Origin of the sequence: Streptococcus wuxiensis, assembly GCF_040888245.1 — a bacterium.
Lineage (GTDB): Bacteria > Bacillota > Bacilli > Lactobacillales > Streptococcaceae > Streptococcus > Streptococcus wuxiensis.
Window position 1 is genome coordinate 246,053 of sequence record NZ_JBFNFE010000002.1, and the last position, 20,382, is coordinate 266,434.

Annotated in this window: 19 protein-coding genes and 1 riboswitch; of the genes, 6 read left to right on the top strand and 13 right to left on the bottom strand. The window is 41.7% G+C overall.

Features of this window, described 5'->3' with window-relative positions; all coding sequences use genetic code 11:
- Positions 1-14: 14 nt before the first annotated feature.
- Positions 15-827, top strand: a complete 813-nt coding sequence (locus tag AB2B47_RS03960) for a Cof-type HAD-IIB family hydrolase (protein ID WP_320693678.1) — start codon at positions 15-17, stop codon at positions 825-827.
- A 134-nt stretch (positions 828-961) separates the two neighbouring features.
- On the opposite strand, the gene AB2B47_RS03965 is transcribed toward AB2B47_RS03960, so the two are convergent.
- From AB2B47_RS03965 to uvrA, 10 genes are all read right to left on the bottom strand, one after another.
- Positions 962-1,387 (bottom strand): SP_0198 family lipoprotein, encoded by a 426-nt coding sequence (locus AB2B47_RS03965; RefSeq protein WP_320693679.1) that lies wholly within the window; start codon positions 1,385-1,387, stop codon positions 962-964.
- 86 nt (positions 1,388-1,473) lie between these two features.
- Complete coding sequence (locus tag AB2B47_RS03970) at positions 1,474-2,724, bottom strand: bifunctional folylpolyglutamate synthase/dihydrofolate synthase (protein ID WP_320693680.1); 1,251 nt, start codon at positions 2,722-2,724, stop codon at positions 1,474-1,476.
- A gap of 162 nt (positions 2,725-2,886) precedes the next feature.
- Positions 2,887-3,192, bottom strand: a complete 306-nt coding sequence (locus AB2B47_RS03975; RefSeq protein WP_000017624.1) for a DUF1292 domain-containing protein — start codon at positions 3,190-3,192, stop codon at positions 2,887-2,889.
- A gap of 15 nt (positions 3,193-3,207) precedes the next feature.
- The gene (ruvX, locus tag AB2B47_RS03980) at positions 3,208-3,627 is read right to left on the bottom strand and encodes a Holliday junction resolvase RuvX (RefSeq protein ID WP_006152930.1); all 420 of its coding nucleotides are present in this window, start codon (positions 3,625-3,627) and stop codon (positions 3,208-3,210) included.
- Between the two features lie 3 nt (positions 3,628-3,630).
- Positions 3,631-3,897 (bottom strand): IreB family regulatory phosphoprotein, encoded by a 267-nt coding sequence (locus tag AB2B47_RS03985; protein ID WP_004250500.1) that lies wholly within the window; start codon positions 3,895-3,897, stop codon positions 3,631-3,633.
- Between the two features lie 97 nt (positions 3,898-3,994).
- Entirely contained in the window at positions 3,995-4,567 is a 573-nt protein-coding gene (locus AB2B47_RS03990; RefSeq protein ID WP_006153107.1) for an SP0191 family lipoprotein, read from the bottom strand.
- Between the two features lie 60 nt (positions 4,568-4,627).
- Entirely contained in the window at positions 4,628-5,026 is a 399-nt protein-coding gene (gene spx / locus AB2B47_RS03995) for a transcriptional regulator Spx (protein ID WP_000591164.1), read from the bottom strand.
- A 135-nt stretch (positions 5,027-5,161) separates the two neighbouring features.
- On the bottom strand, positions 5,162-7,822 hold the full coding sequence (gene mgtA, locus AB2B47_RS04000; RefSeq protein WP_320693681.1) for a magnesium-translocating P-type ATPase: 2,661 nt from the start codon (positions 7,820-7,822) through the stop codon (positions 5,162-5,164).
- 298 nt (positions 7,823-8,120) lie between these two features.
- Positions 8,121-8,274, bottom strand: a riboswitch (M-box (ykoK) riboswitch).
- Positions 8,275-8,326: 52 nt separating this feature from the next.
- Complete coding sequence (locus AB2B47_RS04005; protein WP_320693682.1) at positions 8,327-9,388, bottom strand: M24 family metallopeptidase; 1,062 nt, start codon at positions 9,386-9,388, stop codon at positions 8,327-8,329.
- Positions 9,381-12,212: an excinuclease ABC subunit UvrA gene (gene uvrA / locus AB2B47_RS04010; protein ID WP_320693719.1), complete on the bottom strand. Its 2,832-nt coding sequence runs from the start codon at positions 12,210-12,212 to the stop codon at positions 9,381-9,383. The genes AB2B47_RS04005 and uvrA overlap by 8 nt, the downstream gene beginning before the upstream one ends.
- A 142-nt stretch (positions 12,213-12,354) precedes the next feature.
- Between uvrA and AB2B47_RS04015 the strand changes: the two genes are divergently transcribed.
- From AB2B47_RS04015 to AB2B47_RS04030, 4 genes are all read left to right on the top strand, one after another.
- Positions 12,355-13,299 carry a magnesium transporter CorA family protein gene (locus tag AB2B47_RS04015; protein WP_004250490.1) on the top strand — a complete coding sequence of 315 codons (945 nt, stop codon included), beginning with the start codon at positions 12,355-12,357 and terminating at the stop codon, positions 13,297-13,299.
- Between the two features lie 12 nt (positions 13,300-13,311).
- Complete coding sequence (locus tag AB2B47_RS04020) at positions 13,312-13,986, top strand: DUF1129 domain-containing protein (RefSeq protein WP_016466360.1); 675 nt, start codon at positions 13,312-13,314, stop codon at positions 13,984-13,986.
- Positions 13,987-14,186: 200 nt separating this feature from the next.
- Entirely contained in the window at positions 14,187-14,450 is a 264-nt protein-coding gene (locus AB2B47_RS04025) for a SemiSWEET family transporter (protein ID WP_004250486.1), read from the top strand.
- 148 nt (positions 14,451-14,598) lie between these two features.
- Positions 14,599-15,636: a S66 family peptidase gene (locus tag AB2B47_RS04030; RefSeq protein ID WP_320693683.1), complete on the top strand. Its 1,038-nt coding sequence runs from the start codon at positions 14,599-14,601 to the stop codon at positions 15,634-15,636.
- Positions 15,637-15,688: 52 nt separating this feature from the next.
- On the opposite strand, the gene AB2B47_RS04035 is transcribed toward AB2B47_RS04030, so the two are convergent.
- From AB2B47_RS04035 to mutL, 3 genes are read right to left on the bottom strand one after another with little or no spacing between them, the layout of a single operon-like run.
- Positions 15,689-16,255 (bottom strand): DNA-3-methyladenine glycosylase I, encoded by a 567-nt coding sequence (locus tag AB2B47_RS04035; protein ID WP_006152809.1) that lies wholly within the window; start codon positions 16,253-16,255, stop codon positions 15,689-15,691.
- A 9-nt stretch (positions 16,256-16,264) separates the two neighbouring features.
- Positions 16,265-16,858 carry a Holliday junction branch migration protein RuvA gene (ruvA, locus tag AB2B47_RS04040; RefSeq protein ID WP_006153135.1) on the bottom strand — a complete coding sequence of 198 codons (594 nt, stop codon included), beginning with the start codon at positions 16,856-16,858 and terminating at the stop codon, positions 16,265-16,267.
- Between the two features lie 15 nt (positions 16,859-16,873).
- Positions 16,874-18,823 carry a DNA mismatch repair endonuclease MutL gene (gene mutL / locus AB2B47_RS04045; RefSeq protein ID WP_006152956.1) on the bottom strand — a complete coding sequence of 650 codons (1,950 nt, stop codon included), beginning with the start codon at positions 18,821-18,823 and terminating at the stop codon, positions 16,874-16,876.
- A 289-nt stretch (positions 18,824-19,112) separates the two neighbouring features.
- Between mutL and tyrS the strand changes: the two genes are divergently transcribed.
- A complete protein-coding gene (gene tyrS, locus AB2B47_RS04050; RefSeq protein ID WP_006152936.1) occupies positions 19,113-20,369 on the top strand; it encodes a tyrosine--tRNA ligase in 1,257 nt (418 codons plus the stop codon).
- The last annotated feature ends 13 nt before the right edge of the window (positions 20,370-20,382 follow it).

Genomic DNA, 20,382 nt, shown 5'->3' on the forward strand with positions numbered 1-20,382 from the left:
TTCGGGAGGATTTTATGACTAAAAAAATGATTGCCGTGGACTTAGACGGTACCTTACTTAATGGAGAAAGCAAACTCTCTGACTTTACAAAAGAAACCATTAAAAAAATTTCTAAGAAAGGCCACCATGTGGTTATCGCAACTGGTCGCCCATATCGTATGGCCAAAGATTTTTATGACCAACTTGAACTCGAGACTCCTATGATTAACTTCAACGGTTCGCTCACTCACCTACCTGGTAGGGCTTGGCAACATGAAAAATGCCTTACTGTGGACAAAAAATATCTCTTGGATATCGTAAAACGAAAAGAGGATATCGAGGCAGACTTTATCGCAGGTGAATACCGTAAAAATTTTTACATTACATCCCCGGACAAGGAAATTGCAGATCCTAAATTGTTTGGTGTTGAAAACTTTCGCCCTGAAAATCAATTCAAGTCTGACTTAGTGACTAAGGGGCCTAACTGTATTCTATTACAAACTAGGGCAGACGATAAATATGCACTAGCAGAAGAGATGACTAGCTTTTACAAGCATCAGCTTAATATCAACACTTGGGGCGGTCCCTTGAACATTCTTGAATGTACTCCAAAAGGTGTTCACAAGGCCTTTGCCCTTGAATACCTCCTCAATGTCATGAATATAGACAGACAGAACCTGATTGCCTTTGGTGACGAACACAATGACCAAGAAATGCTCTCCTTTGCAGGTAGGGGATATGCCATGAAAAATGCTAATCCCGCTCTACTTTCTTTCGCAGACGAGCAATTATCACTAACCAACGAAGAAGACGGAGTCGCTCACTTTTTACAAGAGCAGTTCCTTTAATAAAAACTATCCCTCCATACTTTTTTGGTAGAAAATAGCTACCTTAATCGTATGGATTTTTTTTGCCAAAAATCGATTAAAGAAAAAAGGACCCGAATCTGTGTTAACGAGATTCAAATCCTTACAAAAGATGTCTATTTTTTTAGAACGATACGATCAGAAATTTCGCGGTCCATATCATCAATGATCATTTGATTGCCATCAGCTACATAAACCTTGATATCATCTCCAATAAAGACTCTCTGACTTTCTGGTTCGAAGGTGACCTTTTTAATTTCTTGATCACCATCAGCTTCAACTTCTGTCCATGTTCCAGTATTACCAGTAACTACGAGAGTAATGCTATCTCCCTCATCTTGCCCTTTATAGGTCCCATCAATGTTAGTTACTGAGCTAGCAGTCGAACTAGAAACAGTCGTTTCTGCTGACTGAGCAGTCGTTACTTCCGTACTAGTACTTGCTTGAGTTGAAGGAGTTACCTGCTCTTTTGGCGAACATGCAACTAAGAGACTAAGACTTGCCAAAGAAGCAAGAGAAAGTGTGAATTTTTTTAGTGACATGACGACTCCTTTCTTTTAGTGGCTTAAAATCAGAATAACCCTGCCGAGCCACCACACCTTTACTATAACAAATAAAGATAGGAGGGTCAATCAAATGAATCTAGGGCCATGAGACAAGCTCGAACCTCAGATATAAAATAGAGAGAGCCTGTCACAAATAGCAAGTCTTTCTCTTGTGCAGAAGCTTCAAAATTATCTATAAAATCTCGATAGGAAGCAATGCTTGTATAATCTCCAAAATCTTGCTCTTCCAAGGAACCCTGATAGTCAAAACTCGTAACATAGAGAGCTACATCAGGTAAATGCTCTGCTAAATAAGTAAGCATCCCACTATAATCTTTCCGCTTTAGGGCACCAAATAGGATGTGAGGCTGATACCCTTGCTGGATCTTTTCTTGGATAAACTCAACTAAACGCTCTAGAGCCGGTAAATTGTGAGCCCCATCTAGATAGATGTGCTCAGTGACAGCTTCTAGCCTTCCAGCCCATTTAGTAGCTTGCAAGGCAGCACGTACTGCTTCTTGATCTACTTTCTCGTTTCTTTGTACCATAAATAGTAGAAAAGCCTGCAAGGCAAGAGCTGCATTTTCCTCCTGATATACTCCCTCCAGTCCCAATATTAGGTGGTTAAAGTCAGCTAGAGAAGAAGAAAAGTTCCCATTTCGGAAAGAAAAATCTTTATTAGTTTGGTAGAGACTTACACCCAAATCAGTGGCTGTCCTTTGACAAACGAGTTGGGCTTCCGGTGCTAAATTTGCAATCACAGCTGATTTCCCAGGCTTAAAAATTCCTGCTTTCTGCTCTGTAATTACTGTTAAACTATCGCCCAAGGTCTCCTGGTGATCGAGGCCGATTGATGTGATGATTGCAATTTCTCCTGTCACCACATTAGTGGTATCAAGAAGTCCACCTATCCCAACTTCCAGTAGGACCAAATCTACTTTTTGCTCTTTAAAATAAAGCAAAGCAATCAAGGTCAGCAACTCAAAAAAAGATAGCTGATCGTGGGTTTCTAAAAGTCTTTGCTCCATTGCTTTGACTTGATCTGCTAAACGAATAAAATCTTCGTCCGATATAGGCTCACCATTAATACAGATACGGTCATGGATGCTGACAATGTGGGGCGAAGTAAAGGTGCCAACCGTTTTCCCATGGGCAACAAAAAGCTCCCTCATAAAAGCAATAGTTGACCCCTTGCCATTTGTCCCTGTCACATGGATAATTGGATAGGTTTGCTCAGGATTCCCCAGCAAATCTACTGCTCTTTGCATCCGTCCCAATCCTGATCTAAAATTCAAGCCAATTCGACTATGAAGCCATTTTTCTACTTCAATCATGCTTATCTCCTTAACAAAAAAGCGAAGATTCTCTTCGCTTTTTACTCATTTTGCTAGATACTAGCTAAATTTTATTTTTAGCGTCAGGCTAAAAACGTCCACTGGACTTACCAGTTCTCTCTTATTTCAAGGAACTGGGCTGATACAGTCTCCCAGACTGTATCACTCCTCCATAAAGCTGTTGAAGACTTCTTCAATCATGTTCCATTCATCTTCTGAATCTTCAGGGATTGGTTGCAATTCACCTTCAGTTCCATCTTCATTTTCGATGAATGAGTATGCTTGGATTTCAACTTCACCGTTTTCATCTTCTTCTGCATTAACTGGTACAAGAAGAACATAGTTTTTACCAAATTCTTCTTTTCCGTCAATAGTCAAAAGGATTTCAAATAAAGTTTCGTTTCCTTGCTCATCTACAAGTGTAATAAGTTCACGTTCTTCGTGATCGTGGTTGTGATCGTGTGACATAGTTTCTCCTCTGTCTTAAAATTTTCTATCTAAATAATTTTGCAAAATCAATTGAGCTGCTAATTTATCAATGACTTTTTTACGCTTATTGCGACTAATGTCTGCTTGCTCAATCAACATGCGCTCAGCAGCAACCGTGGTTAGGCGCTCATCCTGGTACTCTACTGGCAAACCAAAGAGTTCTTCCAGTTTTGCTCCATAGGCTTGACTCGCTTCCACCCTAGGTCCACTGGTATTGTTCATATTTTTAGGTAAACCAACAACAAAGCGCTCTACCTTATAGGTGTCAACCAATTCCTTGAGTCGTTCAAAGCCGAACTCTCCTTGATCTTCATTGATTTGGATGATTTCGAGCCCTTGTGCTGTAAACCCTAACGGATCGCTAATCGCTACTCCTACTGTTTTGGAACCAACGTCCAACCCCATAATTCTCATTGGTTATAGATCGACTCCTTGTCCCTTAAGGTAGTAGCGGACCAATTCTTCAACAATCTCATCGCGTTCGTATTTACGGATTTGATTTCTTGCGTTATTGTAACGAGGAACGTAGGCTGGGTCTCCACTGAGAACATAGCCCACAATTTGGTTAATAGGGTTATACCCCTTCTCATTCAATGAAGCATAGACTTCTGTCAATGTTTCACTAATTTCTTTTTTATTGGAATCATCCAATTTAAAACGTACGGTTTCTTCAGTAAATCCCATTCTAACACCCTCTTTCCTTAGAATAGTACTATTATAGCACATTCACAGCCATTCTACAAATGACACAGCCTGATTTTGCTGATTTTCTGTGACTTCCTTACTGGACAGTCGCGCCACTTGCAACTCGATTTTCAATATATTCTTCTGGTTCGTTTTTTAGTAGATTTTCTAATCCCACATTTTTTAAATATTCGCTTTCGCTTGCCTTTTTAACGTCTAGAACTTGAAAATCATAACTTGTTTTTGTTTCAATCTCGGTTTCACTTAAAAGATTGGTTTCAATGTTAAATCCAGGAATTTTCCGTGCTTCTTGGACCGACTCATCCTTGTCTTCTCCTTCTTTCAAGGCCTTTCTTGCTTCCTCTAATCCATGCTCTGCAATAAAGTTCTTGAGGTCTTCTGAAACTTGTCGTTTTTGCTGAATCGTTAAGTTCAAAAACTGTTTGCCCTTATAGGTAATGGTCTGGGTTTGTTGAACCCCATTTTCGTCAGCAGGTAGAACAAGCGTCTTTGTTACAACTGTATTGTTATTGGCATTTTCTAGAACAGGCAAAGTTGATTGAAGAGCTTCTGTCGTTGTATCTTTAGAAGGTTCCGCAGACTCTTTTTTCTGTCCACAACCAGCTAGCAAAAATAGGAGCGCAACTGTACCGATAACTATCTTCTTCATATTTATTTTTCCTTATTTATCTATCAAATAAGGCTAGGAGTCACTCCCAGCCTTTATGTTTTATAGTGCTGCACGTAAACGTGCTTCTGCATTTTCTACATTGCGGACAGAGCGTGGCAAGAAGGCACGAATGTCATCTTCTTTATAGCCAACTTGTAAACGTTTCTCGTCAACAAGAATTGGACTTTTTAGGATGCGTGGTGTTTCCATGATTAAATTAAGCACTTCATTGACACTCAAATCTTCAATATCAACTCCAAGAGCTTTAGCGTAGCGATTCTTTGATGATACAATGCTCGCAATTCCATTGTCTGTTTTTGTTAGAATATCTAATAATTCTTCTCTAGAAATCCCCTCTTTACCGAGGTTTTGTTCTTTATAACTTAACTGGTGGGCATTGAGCCAGGTCTTAGCTTTTTTACAGCTAGTACAACTTGAGACTGTATATATTTTGATCATGTACCTACCCCTTTCGCTACATGTTACTATCAGTTTATTCTATTATACCATAAAAAACATCCGACTTGCGACCTATTTTTAAAAAAATTTGACTTTTTCCCTAGTTTTCTATCTTTTTTCTTGACAAAAACCGAACTATAACCATTCTTTGTACTTCCTAATGTAACATTTCTTAATAACTGTGACGCTAAACATGTACAAGAAAATAATACAGGTTAGGAACAAGAAATAAGGAAGTCCTAATGGAGCTAAACGAAGAATATTTACTAGCGGTCCATAAGGCAGACTAGTTACGAAAATTGCGGCAACCATGGTTGTCAAGATTACAAGCCAAGCTGGTCTGCTTTGTACAAAAGGAACTTTTGCCGTACGAAGCATATGGATAACCATAGTTTGAGACCACATAGATTCAATGAACCATCCTGTTTGGAACAAGATAATAAACTGAAGGGCAGATTCAGAACCATGAACATAATGATAGCCTGTCACCAAAGGAACAATAATAAAGTAGAGGAAAATAAAGGTCAAAATATCAAAGACAGATGAGATTGGGCCCATCCAAACCATAAATCTAGTAATAGATTTTGCTTCCCATGTATGGGGTTGTTTTAGGAAGTCTTGATCCACATTATCAAACGGCAATGCCACACAAGATAAATCGTAGACTAGGTTTAGGACAATGAGATGAACAGGAGCCATTGGTAAAAATGGCAAGAAAATACTTGCAACCAATAGTGAGAAGATATTCCCAAAGTTTGAACTAACGGTCATCTTGATGTATTTGGTCATGTTGGCGTAGACCTTCCGGCCTTCAACGATACCTGTTTCAAGAACAATGAGATCCTTGTCCAGCAAAATAACATCAGCTGTTTCCTTTGCGATATCTACTGCTGTATCAACGGAAATTCCAACATCTGCCACCTTCATAGATGGGGCATCATTAATACCGTCACCCATATAACCAACGGCATGACCATTTCTCTTTAACTGTAGAATGATGCGGGCTTTTTGGTCAGGTGACAATTTAGCAAAGACTGTTACTTTTTCAACCACTTCTGCCAATTCTTGGTCTGTCATTTGATCAATGTCAGCACCTAAGAGCATATGCTCAACATCCAATCCAACTTTTTCACAGATGGCTTGGGTTACTTTCTCGTTATCTCCAGTTAAAATTTTTGTTTTGACACCATGCTCAAGTAGAGCTTGAATAGCGGGTGTTGCAGATGGTTTTGGTGGATCCAAAAAGGCAAGGTAACCTGTAAGGATCATGTCACTTTCATCAGTCACAGCATAGGCATAATCTTCACGTAGACCTGACTTGTAACCAACACCTAATACACGTAAACCTTGACGGTTTAATTGACCAACTTCTGCCAGTACTTCTTGGCGAATACCTTCCGTAATAGGGATTATTTCTCCACGATATTCCACATGTGTCGAAATGGTCAACATTTCTTCCAAGGCGCCTTTGGTCACCATACTAACAACATTGCTATCATCTTTGACGATAACACTCATGCGTCTACGTTCAAAATCAAATGGTAGTTCGTCGATTTTTTGGAAACTGGTGTCTAGATTTTGTAGGATAACATGTTCCTTGGCTTCTTTTTCAGTTCTACTGATGATGGCACGGTCCATCAAGTTTTTTAAACCGGTTTGGAAATGTGAATTTAGATAAGCTCTTCTTAAGACTGCCATATCCAAATCACCATGGATATCCAAGGGATATTCTAAGACAATCTCATCTTGCGTAAGAGTTCCAGTTTTATCCGTACAAAGGATATCGATTGCTCCTAAGTCCTGGATAGCATTGAGTTTTTTGATGACTACCTTTTCCTTGGCCATGATAATGGAACCTTTGGCTAAGCTGGCTGTAATAATCATTGGCAGCATTTCTGGTGTCAGTCCGACACCAACGCTCAAGGCAAACACTCCCGCTTCTAGCCAATCTCCATCGGTTAATCCATTTGCAAAAAACACGATTGGAACCATGACAAGCATCAAGCGGATCAAGAGCCAAGAAATGCTGTTCATTTCACGCTCAAAAGAAGTCGGTTCATCATAAGTGTTGAGAGTTTGCTCAATTGCTCCCATCATGGTGTCATCCCCAACTGCTAGAACCATAGCTGTCGCACTTCCTGAGATAACGTTTGTCCCCATGAATGCCAAGGATTCTGCTTCTAAAAGGCTATCTATATTTTGACCAGTGGCTTTATTTAAAGCAAGTTTTTCGACTGCATCACTTTCTCCAGTCAAGCCTGACTGTTGAACAAAAAAGTCGCGGGATTCAAATAAGATAACATCTGCTGGAATCATGTCTCCCGCACTCAATTTCACGAGATCTCCCACAACCAACTCATCGATTGGCAACTCTTGCTCAAGACCATCGCGAATAACAGTTGCAGTGTTGACAATCATTTTTGAAAGATTGGTTGTCGCCTTGTCGCTCCGCAACTCTTGGACAAAACGGATGCCTCCTGAAATCAAAACCAAGACAACGATAATAATAGAGGTCGTAGGGTCCTCTTGGCCAGGTTTGGCAAGCCAAACGTTTGTAACGAGAGAAATAAAGGCAATCACAAGCAAAATGATTGTGAAAGGATTGATAATAGACTCATAAATCTTTTTAAAGATGGAATCCTCTTGACCTTTTGTGATGGTGTTTTCACCATATAGGTCACGGTTTTCTTCGACTTGTTCTTGGTCTAGGCCTTTTAGACTTGTATGATAAAAAGCTAGACTATCTTTTAATGGAGTTTGAATAGCTACTGCTAGTCTTTCTTTTGTAGTTTTCATTGGTTTCTCCTATCTGTATGAATGGTGATTTCATACTCAATGAAAATCAAAGAGCAAACTAGGAAACTAGCCACAGGCTGTACTTGAGTACGGCAAGGCGACGTTGACGTGGTTTGAATTTGATTTTCGAAGAGTATCATACACAGAGACCAATCACTTTATAGGGACAGAACGACACAAATCAGCGATTGGCTGTGTATGTGCGGTTCTGGATGATCGTCAATTTGCATTGTTTGTCTCCTTTCTTTGTTTTAAAACAGCAGAAAATCCTGCCATAAAATGGCAGGACTAAAAAACTTATGATCTGTTTTCGTTCAAGCTTTAACTCCATAGGGCGATGTAATGAGCTTAGTCTTGACCTTCGCGACCAGGACTGTTGACCAACGAGTAGTGTCTCCACTGCTTTGCGGTAGTCATCCGTATCCCTATGGTAGCCTCACCTACCGTTTTCGCCTTTCAGTATAAACCTTTAACTAATAAAAGTCAACGATTTATCTCATTTTCTTAGATTACGATTAATTCTTTTGGAGCAAGGGTTAATAACTCACAACCTGTATCTGTAATCAAGATATCATCTTCGATACGAACTCCATATTTACCTTCGATATAAATACCGGGTTCATCAGTCAAGACCATACCCGATTTAATAACTTCTGTAGAAGTTTGGCTAAAGTATGGTTCTTCGTGGATATCAAGTCCGATACCGTGTCCGATACCGTGTGTAAAGTATTGTCCATAGCCTGCTTCCACAATGATATCACGAGGGATCTTGTCAAAGTCACGGAAACCTAAGCCAGCCTTAGCTTGGTCAATCAATGCTTGGTTAGCCTTTAAAACAGTGTTGTAGATTTCTGCTTGTTCGTCGCTGACATGGCCTAGGTAGATGGTACGAGTCATATCACTCACATAATGCTCGTAAAGGCATCCAAAGTCCATAGTGATAGCTTCGCCTAGTTCTACCGGCTTGTGCATTGGGTGGGCATGGGGTTTAGAAGAGTTGATGCCACTCGCTAGGATTGTGTCAAAAGACAAACCTGCCGCTCCCAGCTCACGCATACGGAAATCAAGGAAGTTGGCAATTTCAATTTCAGTCTTCCCTGGCTTGATAAATTCAAGGGCATCGTGGAAAGCTTGGTCTGATATTGAACAAGCCTTACGAATCGTCGCAATCTCTGTCTCATCCTTAATCATGCGAAGCGCTTCAACAAACTGTGTCTGAGGAATTAATTCCAAACCTTCAAAAGCGGCTTGCATGCGGTGGTAATAAGAAACCGAAATTTCATCTTCAAACCCGATACGAGAAAGTCCCATGTCTTTAGCAATTTTTGCGATAGTAGCCAACTCATCACGCTCTGCAAAAATCTCAAAACCAGTTACTTCTTGCTTAGCAGCGATAATATAGCGGGCATCTGTCACCAAAATTTGACGGTCACGACTGATAAAGACTGTTCCATTCGAACCCCAAAATCCTGTCAAATAGTAGACGTTCTTAAGGTTATTGATAATGATCCCATCTAGTTCTTTTTCTTGCATTTTATCGAGAAATGCTTGCACACGTTTATTCATGATGTAACTTTCCTTTCAAATACTGTCCTGTATAGCTAGCTTCATTAGCAGCTACTTCCTCTGGAGTTCCTGTTGCAATGATGGTACCACCACCAACACCGCCTTCTGGGCCTAGGTCGATAATATGGTCTGCTGTTTTGATGACATCTAGATTGTGCTCAATCACGAGAACTGTATTGCCATCATCTACAAAGCGAGACAAGACCTTTAGTAGACGCGCGATATCCTCGGTATGAAGACCAGTTGTCGGTTCATCTAGAATGTAGAAGGATTTACCGGTCGAGCGTTTATGGAGCTCGCTAGCCAGCTTCATACGTTGCGCTTCTCCACCAGAAAGTGTCGTGGCTGGTTGCCCTAAGGTCACATAGCCTAGACCAACATCTTTGATAGTCTGGAGTTTGCGTTGAATTTTTGGAATGTGTTTGAAAAATTCCACCGCATCGTTGACGGTCATATCTAAAACTTGCGAGATATTCTTTTCCTTATAATGAACTTCCAGGGTTTCACTGTTGTAGCGGGTTCCATGGCAGACTTCACAAGCTACGTATACGTCTGGCAAGAAGTGCATCTCAATCTTGATAATCCCGTCACCTGAGCAGGCCTCACAGCGACCACCCTTGACATTGAAACTGAAGCGACCCTTCTTATAGCCACGAATCTTGGCTTCATTTGTCTGAGCAAAGAGATCTCGAATGTCATCAAAGACACCTGTATAGGTTGCAGGATTAGACCTCGGTGTTCTTCCAATAGGACTCTGGTCAATATCAATCAGACGATCGATATGCTCAATCCCTGAGATAGTCTTAAACTTTCCAGGCTTGTCTGAATTTCGATTGAGTTTTTGAGCAATGGCTTTTTTGAGGATGCTGTTAATAAGTGTCGACTTCCCTGAGCCAGAGACCCCTGTCACCGCAATGAATTTCCCGAGTGGGAAGCGAGCGGTGATATTTTGTAGGTTGTTCTCACGCGCCCCAGTCACCTCGATAAAGCGACCATTGCCTATACGGCGTTCCGTCGGTACTGGAATCGCACGTTTCCCTGACAGATACTGTCCTGTAATTGACTTACTGTTTCGAGCTACCTGCTTAGGCGTTCCTGCTGCTACAATCTCTCCACCAAAGACCCCTGCACCAGGGCCGACGTCTATCAGATAATCGGCTTCTCGCATGGTGTCTTCATCGTGTTCTACCACGATAAGAGTATTACCCAAATCCCGCATCTTTTTCAGACTGGCAATCAGACGGTCATTGTCCCTCTGGTGGAGACCGATTGACGGCTCATCTAAGATATAGAGGACTCCTGAGAGATTGGAACCAATCTGGGTCGCTAAGCGAATACGTTGGCTCTCCCCACCTGATAATGTTCCTGCAGAACGAGAAAGGGTCAGATAGTTGAGACCAACATTATTGAGGAAGGTCAAGCGGTCCTTTATTTCCTTAAGAATCGGACGAGCGATGGTGGCTTCGTTATTTGATAGGGTCAACTGTTCAATAGCTTCTAAGTGGTCTGCGATGGAGAGGTCAGAAATTTCTCCGATATGAGGTCCTTCCTCTCCTCCTACACGAACGGATAAGGCCTGATCGTTGAGGCGATAACCATGACACGTGCCACAAGTTAGCTCATTCATATAAAGACGCATTTGTGTGCGGGTATAGTCGCTATTGGTTTCATGATAGCGACGCTTGATATTCCCTATAACACCTTCAAAAGGAATGTTGATGTCGCGAACTCCACCGAATTCATTTTCATAGTGGAAATGGAATTCCTTACCATCTGAACCATAGAAAATGAGATGTTTCTCCTCCTCAGACAAGTCCTCAAAAGGAGTATCCATATCCACTCCAAAGGCTGTCATGGCTTGTTCTAGCATATTTGGATAATAGTTAGAAGAGATGGGATTCCAAGGTGCTAAGGCTCCCTCACGAAGTGTCTTGCTAGCATCTGGTACGACTAAGTCCGTATCAACCTCTAGCTTGATCCCCAAACCATCACACTCACTACAAGAACCAAACGGAGCATTGAAGGAGAAGAGACGAGGTTCTAGTTCCGGAACTGTAAAGCCGCAAACTGGACAAGCATAATGTTCTGAAAAGAGTAACTCCGAATCATCCATAGTATCGATAACCACATAACCTTCTGCGATACGAAGGGCTGCTTCGATGGAATCAAAGAGACGACTACGGATGCCTTCTTTAATGATAATACGGTCTACCACCACATCGATGGTATGTTGTTTATTCTTTTCAAGTTCAGGAACTTCGGTCACATCATAGACAACCCCATCGACACGGACACGAACATAGCCATCCTTTTGAATTTTTTCAATCAGAGTCTTGTGTTGCCCTTTTTTCTTACGAATAACAGGAGCCAAAATCTGCAGACGCTGGCGCTCTGGCAATTCCAAGACCTTGTCTACGATCTGTTCGACAGACGAAGCCTTGATAGCCCCATGTCCATTTATACAGTAGGGTGTTCCTACACGAGCATAGAGGAGACGTAGGTAGTCGTTGATTTCCGTCGTAGTTCCAACCGTTGAGCGAGGGTTTTTACTAGTCGTTTTCTGGTCAATGGAAATAGCAGGGCTGAGACCATCGATAGAGTCCACATCTGGTTTTTCCACATTGCCCAAAAACTGACGAGCGTAGGCTGATAAGCTCTCTACATAGCGGCGTTGCCCTTCTGCATACAGGGTATCAAAGGCAAGACTGGACTTGCCCGAACCCGACAGCCCCGTCACCACAACTAGCTTGTCACGTGGAATTTCCACGTCAATATTTTTTAAATTATGGGCGCGTGCCCCATGGATGACAATCTTATCTTGCATGTTACTTCTTTCTAGTCCATTGTTGATTCCCATTATACCAAAAAAAGTGAAATTCTATTACCAAAAAAGCCGATTTTGTAGTATAATAGTACGGTGCTAAAAATCACTTAAACACAGAATAGATTAGGAAAGGATAGGAGATATGAAACAAGTCTTTCTCTCAACAACAACTGAATTTAAAGAGATCGATACGCTCCAACCGGGCACTTGGATCAATCTCGTCAATCCTACACAAAGCGAATCGATGGAAATTGCTTCTGCTTTTGATATTGATATCGCTGACCTCCGTGCACCACTCGATGCGGAAGAAATGTCTCGTATTACCATTGAAGATGAATACACTCTGATCATCGTAGACGTTCCCATTACCGAGGAGAGAAATAACCGTACCTACTATGTGACCATTCCCTTGGGGATTATCATCACAGAGGAGGCTATCATTACTACTTGCTTGGAACCTCTCCCACTTCTAGATGTCTTTATCAATCGGAGACTTCGAAATTTCTATACCTTTATGCGTTCGCGCTTTATCTTTCAAATCCTCTACCGCAACGCTGAAATTTATCTGACAGCCCTTCGTTCAATTGAACGTAAGAGTGAGCAAATCGAAACCCAACTTCACAAATCTACTCGAAATGAAGAATTGATTGAACTCATGGAGTTGGAAAAGACCATCGTCTACTTCAAGGCCTCTCTTAAGACAAACGAGCGCGTGATTAAAAAATTGACCAGCGCAACTAGCAATATTAAGAAATACCTTGAAGACGAAGATCTACTTGAAGACACATTGATTGAAACGCAACAGGCCATCGAGATGGCGGATATCTATGGAAACGTCCTTCACTCTATGACAGAGACCTTTGCCTCTATCATTTCAAACAACCAGAACAATATCATGAAAACCTTGGCCCTCGTGACCATCGTTATGTCTATCCCGACTATGATTTTCTCAGCTTACGGAATGAACTTTAAGGACAATGAAATCCCTTTAAACGGAGAACCGCATGCTTTCTGGCTCATCGTCTTTATCGCCTTTGCTATGAGTGTTTCTCTCACTCTTTACCTCATCCATAAAAAATGGTTCTAAACAGGAGTTATTATGTCACAGATTGATTTAAAAGAATTAACAAAGAAAAACCAGGAATTTATCCATATTGCAACCCAGCAATTTCTCAAGGACGGGAAAACCGATGCCGAAATCAAGGCTATCCTTGAAGAAGTCATTCCTCATATCCTTGAGGAGCAACCAAAAGGAGTGACAGCTCGTTCTATCTACGGAGCACCAACTCACTGGGCTCATAGTTTCAGCGAAAAAGAGCAATACGAAAAAGAACATCCAAAAGAAAACGACGATCCAAAATTGATGATGTTGGATTCAGCCCTTTTCATCACAGGATTATTTGCAGTAGTTAGCGCCTTGATGAGCTTCTTCTCAAACCAACCTGTGGCCTACGGATTGGTAACACTTATCAGTGTAGGAGCCTTTGGTGGAGTTGCCTTCTATCTTCTCTACCACTTCATTTACCGCTACTACGGACCAGATACTGACCGTAGCCAACGCCCTCCATTCTGGAAATCACTTTTAGTTATGTTGGCAACCATGTTTGCCTGGGTTCTCATCCTCTTCTTGAGTAACTTCCTTCCACAAGCCATCAATATTAGTCTCCCACCACTTGTTTTGTTGGTGATTGGAGGAGCACTTCTTGCCCTACGTTTCTACCTCAAAAAACGTTTCAACATCAAGAGCGCAAGTGCTGGACCAGCTAGATATTAAGATAAACAAAAAAAGTAGTGTGTTTTACAGACAGACTACTTTTATTATGGCTCCAAAGCATTTTTTGATTCTCCAAAGAAAAGTAGCTACATTTTCTAAAAACGTTCTAATGTAACGGCTCCCCTTAAAATCCCTAGGTTTTATCCTTGAATTCAAGTTGTTTTTCTGTTATGATAATAAAGTAATAAGGAGAAATATATATGACTAAACAGAGAATTAATCAAATTGTCGGTTCAATTGGTGCCTTTATCGGGATTATTGTATTTATAGCCTACATCCCCCAAATTTTTGCCAATTTACAAGGAAATAAAGCTCAACCATTCCAACCTTTATCAGCAGCAGTCTCTTGCTTAATCTGGGTCATTTATGGATGGACAAAAGAACCTAAGAAAGACTGGATTCTAATCATTCCAAACTCGGCTGGGGTTATCCTTGGCGGACTGACCTTCCTTACTGCTCTATAAGAATGCAACTACTATAAAAAGCAACCACACAATTGGTTGCTTTTTACTACTTTCTTGATCCAAAAGCCTTCTTCTGGCTCTAATTCTTGTTGTTTTCCCTCATCTTTTGTGATAAAATAAGCTCAATCTATTTCTCGGAGGATAAGATATGGTTTCTACTATTGGTATTGTGAGCTTGTCTAGTGGCATTATCGGAGAGGACTTTGTAAAACACGAAGTGGACTTGGGTATCCAACGTCTCAAGGACCTAGGACTCAGTCCTATCTTTTTGCCCCATTCGCTAAAAGGCTTAGACTTTATCAAAGAACATCCTGAAGCTCGTGCGGAGGATTTGATGCAGGCATTTTCTGATGAAAGCATCGACATGATCTTATGCGCCATCGGTGGAGACGATACCTATCGTTTATTGCCTTATCTTTTTGAAAATGACCAACTACAAAAGGTTATCAAACAAAAAATTTTTCTTGGCTTCTCGGATACAACTATGAACCACCTCATGTTGCATAAACTAGGAATCAAGACTTTTTATGGTCAATCCTTTTTAGCAGACATTTGTGAGTTAGACAAAGAAATGTTGCCATACAGCCTCCACTACTTTAAAGAATTGATTGAGACTGGAAAAATCTCAGAAATCCGCCCTAGCGACCTTTGGTATGAGGAAAGAACTGACTTCAGTCCCAAGGCTCTGGGAACACCTCGTGTCAGCCATACAAATACAGGTTTTGACTTGTTACAAGGAACTGCCCAGTTCGAGGGAAAAATCCTCGGTGGTTGCCTCGAATCCCTCTACGATATCTTTGACAACTCTCGATATGTAGACAGTACAGAACTCTGCCAAAAGTACAGACTCTTCCCTGACTTATCCGACTGGAAAGGAAAGATTCTATTGCTAGAAACAAGTGAAGAAAAGCCTGAACCTGATGTTTTCAAAAAAATGTTGCAGGCTTTAAAAGAAACTGGGATATTTGAAGTCATCAGTGGACTCTTGGTCGGAAAACCTATGGATGAAACTTTCTATGACGACTATAAAGAGGCACTATTGGATATCATTGACAGCAATACCCCGATTGTCTATAATCTAAACGTTGGTCATGCCACACCAAGAGCAATTGTTCCCTTTGGAGTCCACGCGTATGTAGACGCAACGGAGCAAGTCATTCGATTTGACTATAACAAAGAAAGCTGAGATGAATTTCTCAGCTTTTTTCTATACTCTCAGATGTTCTAGACATCTAACGTCACTTATTTCCACCCTTCCATTCACAATCATTCTCATGGTCATCAACTAGCCCTGCAGCCTGCAGATAGGACAAGACAGCGACTGGTCCAGTAAATTTGAAGCCTCGTTTTTTGAGATTCTTGGATATTTTTTCAGACAAAGGCGTTTTGGCCGGTGCTTGACTGTAGTCCGGGATATCATTGATTATGGTTTGTCCATCTACAAAAGACCATAGATAGGCATCAAAGGTGCCAAATTCTGCCTGAACTTGTAGAACGGCCTGGGCGTTGGCACGTGTCGCAAAAATCTTGGCACGGTTGCGGATAATTGCTGGATTATTCATCAAAGCTTCCAATTCTTCATCCGTCATGTCTGCAACAGCTTGAATTTGGTAACCCTGAAAAACTTGACGAAAAGCCTGTCGTTTATTGAGCACCGTTTCCCAAGATAAGCCCGCCTGATAGGTCTCCATGCAGAGCAACTCAAAAAGCGCTTGGTCATCATGATGGGGCTGGCCCCACTCTTCATCGTGGTAGGCTACATACAGAGGGTTGTTCATTTTAACCCAGCCACAGCGTTTTGGCATAGACTTCTCCTATTTCACCAACATCTTAAGGGCAGATTTGATGTAGTTTTCAGCAGTATCTGAAGTTCCTTCAAAGAATTTCTTAATTTTCTTGAGCTCTGTTGCCTTGTAACCCAGTGCCAACATGGCTTCCATAGCTTCTTCCAGTTCTTGGTTGTCACTGCTAGATGGAGCTGCAGTTTTAGCAGGGAGGTCATCCCCTGCCACAACCACCTTACCTTCTAGATCCAATACCATCTGTTGGGCTGTTTTCTTACCGATTTTAGGAAACTTGGTCAAGTAGGTGATGTTCTTAGTCTCAATAGCTTGAACGAGGCCTGCATTGTCATCAGCTGCGATGATGGCAAGAGCGGAAACAGGGCCAATGCCTGATACAGAAATCAAGCTAAGAAAGAGCTTTTTCTCGTCTTCTGAACGAAAACCGTAAAGTAGATGAGCATCTTCACGTACAACTTGATGCACATAGATTTGCGCTTCTTGGTTGACTTGCCCTGTGTAGGCATAAGGGTTAGCTACATGCAGAATGTAGCCGATACCGTTAGCTTCTAGAACGATGTATTTGGCAGTGATTTTAGTAATGATTCCTTTTAAATATTCGTACATAATTTTCCTTTAAATTTAGTATTTTCCTAGTTCTCGTAGACTCGTGTGATTTTCCTGAATGCGACGGAACATCTTTTCCATGTCTGACTTGGTAAAGTGGACCAAAACAGGACGTCCGTGGGGACAGTTGTATGGGTTGTCACATTGAGAAAGCTGATAGAGGAGTTGTCTAGCCGAGTGGTCATCAATACGATGGTTAGCCTTGATGGACCGCTTGCAGGACATCATAATGGCTAGTTCAGCTCGGTATTTCTTGATAGAAACTTCCTTGGTCAAGAGGAGCATGTCGCACATTTCATAGATCCCAGACTCGATTTCCTCCTCTGCCATCCAAATGGGATGTTCACGCAAGATAAATTGATTCTCCCCGTACTCTGCTAGAAAGACGCCAACTTCCTCTAAAAGAGACATTCTTTCCTTGAGACGAATGGCATCATCCGCAGGAAATTCAAAGATATAGGGAACTAGGAGTTGCTGCTGGCTCTGGTCAACATTGCCAATGCTCTCACGGTACTCCTCATACTTAACCCGTTCCTGAGCCGCGTGCTGATCTATGATGTAGAGCCCATCTCGACCTTGGGCAAAGAGATAGGTTCCATGCATCTGACCGAAAAATTCCAACTCTGGAAAGCTTGAAGATTCTTCCCGCTCCAACTTGTCATAAGCCTTATCCAGACTAGCTAGGTCTAACTCTGGATGGTCTAGTTGATCATAGCTAGCTGACTTTCTCTCTGCAAAATGCAGTTTGGCTGGTTTGGTTATCTGGTCTAAAGTTTCCTTAGCAAACAGATTCAAATCCTGTTTCTCTTCAGTCAGGTTCACCTGATGGTCTGCCACCTCAGCTTGTGTCGGTCTGGTCGGTTCATTTTTTTCATAATAGAGCGTATTTTCTCTCAGTGGCAAAGTCGTTTGCTCCACCTTTTCACGATTGCGAACCGCAGATTTGGCCAGATTTTCCAAGGCATCTGGAATCAAGGTCTGTTCCTTGAGACTCTTTGCGATAGCTTCTGAAACCAGCGCCATCAATTCTCTTTCCTTAGAAATTCGCACCTCTTGCTTGGTCGGGTGCACATTGACATCTGCTAGATATGGATCAATCTGGATATGAATCACAGCCAGCGGAAAACGCCCCACCATGAGCTTGCTACCGTATCCATCTAAAATGGCACGATTGAGCAGGAAGTTTTTGATATAACGGCCATTGATAAAAAGGCTGATATAGTTACGATTAGCCCGGGTCAACTCAGGCAATGAGACAAAACCAGAAATTTCAAAATCTAGGTCAGAATTCTCAATTTCAACCATCTTTTTGGCACTGGCTAAACCATAAATTCCAGCAATGGCTTGGCGCAGTTGACCCGTACCAGCTGTTCGTGTCATTTCCTTACCATCGCTAATCAAGCTAAAAGAAATCTCAGGATGGGCCAACCCTAGACGATTAACAATATCAATGATATGAGACAACTCTGCCTGCTGACTCTTCATATACTTGAGACGAGCCGGTGTATTGAAAAAGAGGTCTTCCACACAAACCTTAGTCCCCACAGGACTGGTCGCTGGAATGATTTCCTCAACTTCTCCCCCACGAGCCACTAGCTTGGTCCCGTGACTGGCACCATCCACTGCTGTCAACAAAGTCAAAACACTGACAGATGCGATAGAGGGCAAGGCCTCTCCACGAAAACCGAGGGTCCGAATTCGAAAAAGATCCGCTTGATTCTTAATCTTACTGGTCGCATGACGGCGGAGAGCCAACTCGACTTCATCGTGGGCAATCCCGTGACCATTATCTGTGATTTGGATTTTCTTAAGACCAGCTTCTTCAATCTCAACGATAATCTGGCTAGAGCCAGCATCAATGGCGTTTTCAACTAATTCTTTAACTACACTGGCAGGACGTTCGATGACTTCTCCTGCTGCAATCTGATTGGCCAAGACTTCTGGCAATTCAATAATATGAGACATCTTTCAGCCCCTTTCTTAACTATTTTTTTCTATTTCTCTGAAAATAATACTCTTCAAAAATCAAATTCAAACCACGTCAGTCTCGCCTTGCCGTACTCGAGTACAGCCTTCGGCTAGCTTCCTCGTTTGCTCTTTGATTTTCATTGAGTATAAGTTAGTGCTATTATACCATATTTCACTCGTTTCCAAAAAAGTCCAAGCAGCAACTTTCTTCCCGATTTTACTAGGTTATTTGCTAAGTTTGTGGTAAAATAGGTAGAAACAATATTTTAAAAAGGAGAAAAGACACATGCACATTTTTGATGAGCTAAAAGAGCGTGGTTTGATTTTTCAAACGACTGATGAAGAAGCTTTGCGTAAAGCCCTAGAAGAAGGTCAAGTTTCTTATTATACTGGCTACGATCCAACTGCTGACAGCCTTCACCTAGGTCACCTTGTCGCAATCTTGACAAGTCGTCGTTTGCAGTTAGCAGGTCACAAACCATATGCGCTCGTTGGCGGTGCTACAGGTCTCATCGGAGATCCGTCCTTCAAAGATGCTGAGCGTAGTCTCCAAACAAAAGACACAGTAAATGGCTGGGCCAAGTCTATCCAAGGACAACTTTCTCGTTTTCTTGATTTTGAAAATGGTGAAAATAAAGCTGTCATGGTCAACAACTACGACTGGTTTGGCAGCATCAGCTTCATTGACTTCCTCCGTGATATCGGAAAATACTTCACTGTCAACTACATGATGAGCAAGGAATCTGTGAAGAAACGGATTGAAACAGGGATTTCTTACACTGAGTTTGCCTACCAAATCATGCAAGGGTACGACTTCTTTGTCCTCAACCAAGAACACAATGTAACCCTTCAAATCGGTGGTTCTGACCAATGGGGAAATATGACCGCTGGTACCGAGTTGCTTCGTCGTAAAGCTGACAAGACTGGTCACGTAATTACTGTTCCACTGATTACAGATGCAACTGGTAAGAAATTTGGTAAATCAGAAGGAAACGCTGTTTGGCTCAACCCTGAAAAGACTTCTCCATACGAAATGTACCAATTCTGGATGAACGTTATGGACGCTGATGCTGTTCGCTTCCTGAAGATTTTTACTTTCTTGTCATTAGACGAGATTGAAGACATCCGCAAACAATTCGAAGCAGCACCACACGAACGCTTGGCTCAAAAAGTCCTCGCTCGTGAAGTCGTGACCCTTGTCCACGGAGAAGAAGCCTACAAAGAAGCCCTTAACATCACTGAACAACTCTTTGCAGGAAATATCAAAAAACTTTCTGTCAAAGAACTCAAACAAGGACTTCGTGGCGTGCCAAACTACCAAGTACAGGCAGACGAAAATCACAACATCGTTGAACTTCTCGTATCTTCTGGCGTGGTTAACTCAAAACGCCAAGCCCGTGAAGATGTTCAAAACGGAGCTATCTACATCAACGGTGACCGTATCCAAGACCTTGACTATGTCTTAGGGGATAACGATAAATTAGAGAACGAACTCACTGTTATCCGCCGTGGTAAGAAAAAATACTTCGTCCTTACATATTAAAAAGAAGACTGGA

Bases quoted from the DNA above. Each gene is read 5' to 3' on its own strand.
- AB2B47_RS03965 (WP_320693679.1), bottom strand. From the start codon at position 1,387: ATGTCACTAAAAAAATTCACACTTTCTCTTGCTTCTTTGGCAAGTCTT.
- mgtA (WP_320693681.1), bottom strand. From the start codon at position 7,822: ATGAAAACTACAAAAGAAAGACTAGCAGTAGCTATTCAAACTCCATTA.
- AB2B47_RS04005 (WP_320693682.1), bottom strand. From the start codon at position 9,388: ATGAATAAACGTGTGCAAGCATTTCTCGATAAAATGCAAGAAAAAGAA.
- AB2B47_RS04020 (WP_016466360.1), top strand. From the start codon at position 13,312: ATGTCACAGATTGATTTAAAAGAATTAACAAAGAAAAACCAGGAATTT.
- AB2B47_RS03975 (WP_000017624.1), bottom strand. From the start codon at position 3,192: ATGTCACACGATCACAACCACGATCACGAAGAACGTGAACTTATTACA.
- tyrS (WP_006152936.1), top strand. From the start codon at position 19,113: ATGCACATTTTTGATGAGCTAAAAGAGCGTGGTTTGATTTTTCAAACG.
- AB2B47_RS04030 (WP_320693683.1), top strand. From the start codon at position 14,599: ATGGTTTCTACTATTGGTATTGTGAGCTTGTCTAGTGGCATTATCGGA.
- AB2B47_RS04025 (WP_004250486.1), top strand. From the start codon at position 14,187: ATGACTAAACAGAGAATTAATCAAATTGTCGGTTCAATTGGTGCCTTT.
- AB2B47_RS03985 (WP_004250500.1), bottom strand. From the start codon at position 3,897: ATGGGATTTACTGAAGAAACCGTACGTTTTAAATTGGATGATTCCAAT.
- AB2B47_RS04015 (WP_004250490.1), top strand. From the start codon at position 12,355: ATGAAACAAGTCTTTCTCTCAACAACAACTGAATTTAAAGAGATCGAT.
- ruvX (WP_006152930.1), bottom strand. From the start codon at position 3,627: ATGAGAATTATGGGGTTGGACGTTGGTTCCAAAACAGTAGGAGTAGCG.
- AB2B47_RS03960 (WP_320693678.1), top strand. From the start codon at position 15: ATGACTAAAAAAATGATTGCCGTGGACTTAGACGGTACCTTACTTAAT.
- ruvA (WP_006153135.1), bottom strand. From the start codon at position 16,858: ATGTACGAATATTTAAAAGGAATCATTACTAAAATCACTGCCAAATAC.
- mutL (WP_006152956.1), bottom strand. From the start codon at position 18,823: ATGTCTCATATTATTGAATTGCCAGAAGTCTTGGCCAATCAGATTGCA.
- spx (WP_000591164.1), bottom strand. From the start codon at position 5,026: ATGATCAAAATATATACAGTCTCAAGTTGTACTAGCTGTAAAAAAGCT.
- uvrA (WP_320693719.1), bottom strand. From the start codon at position 12,212: ATGCAAGATAAGATTGTCATCCATGGGGCACGCGCCCATAATTTAAAA.
- AB2B47_RS03970 (WP_320693680.1), bottom strand. From the start codon at position 2,724: ATGATTGAAGTAGAAAAATGGCTTCATAGTCGAATTGGCTTGAATTTT.
- AB2B47_RS04035 (WP_006152809.1), bottom strand. From the start codon at position 16,255: ATGCCAAAACGCTGTGGCTGGGTTAAAATGAACAACCCTCTGTATGTA.
- AB2B47_RS03990 (WP_006153107.1), bottom strand. From the start codon at position 4,567: ATGAAGAAGATAGTTATCGGTACAGTTGCGCTCCTATTTTTGCTAGCT.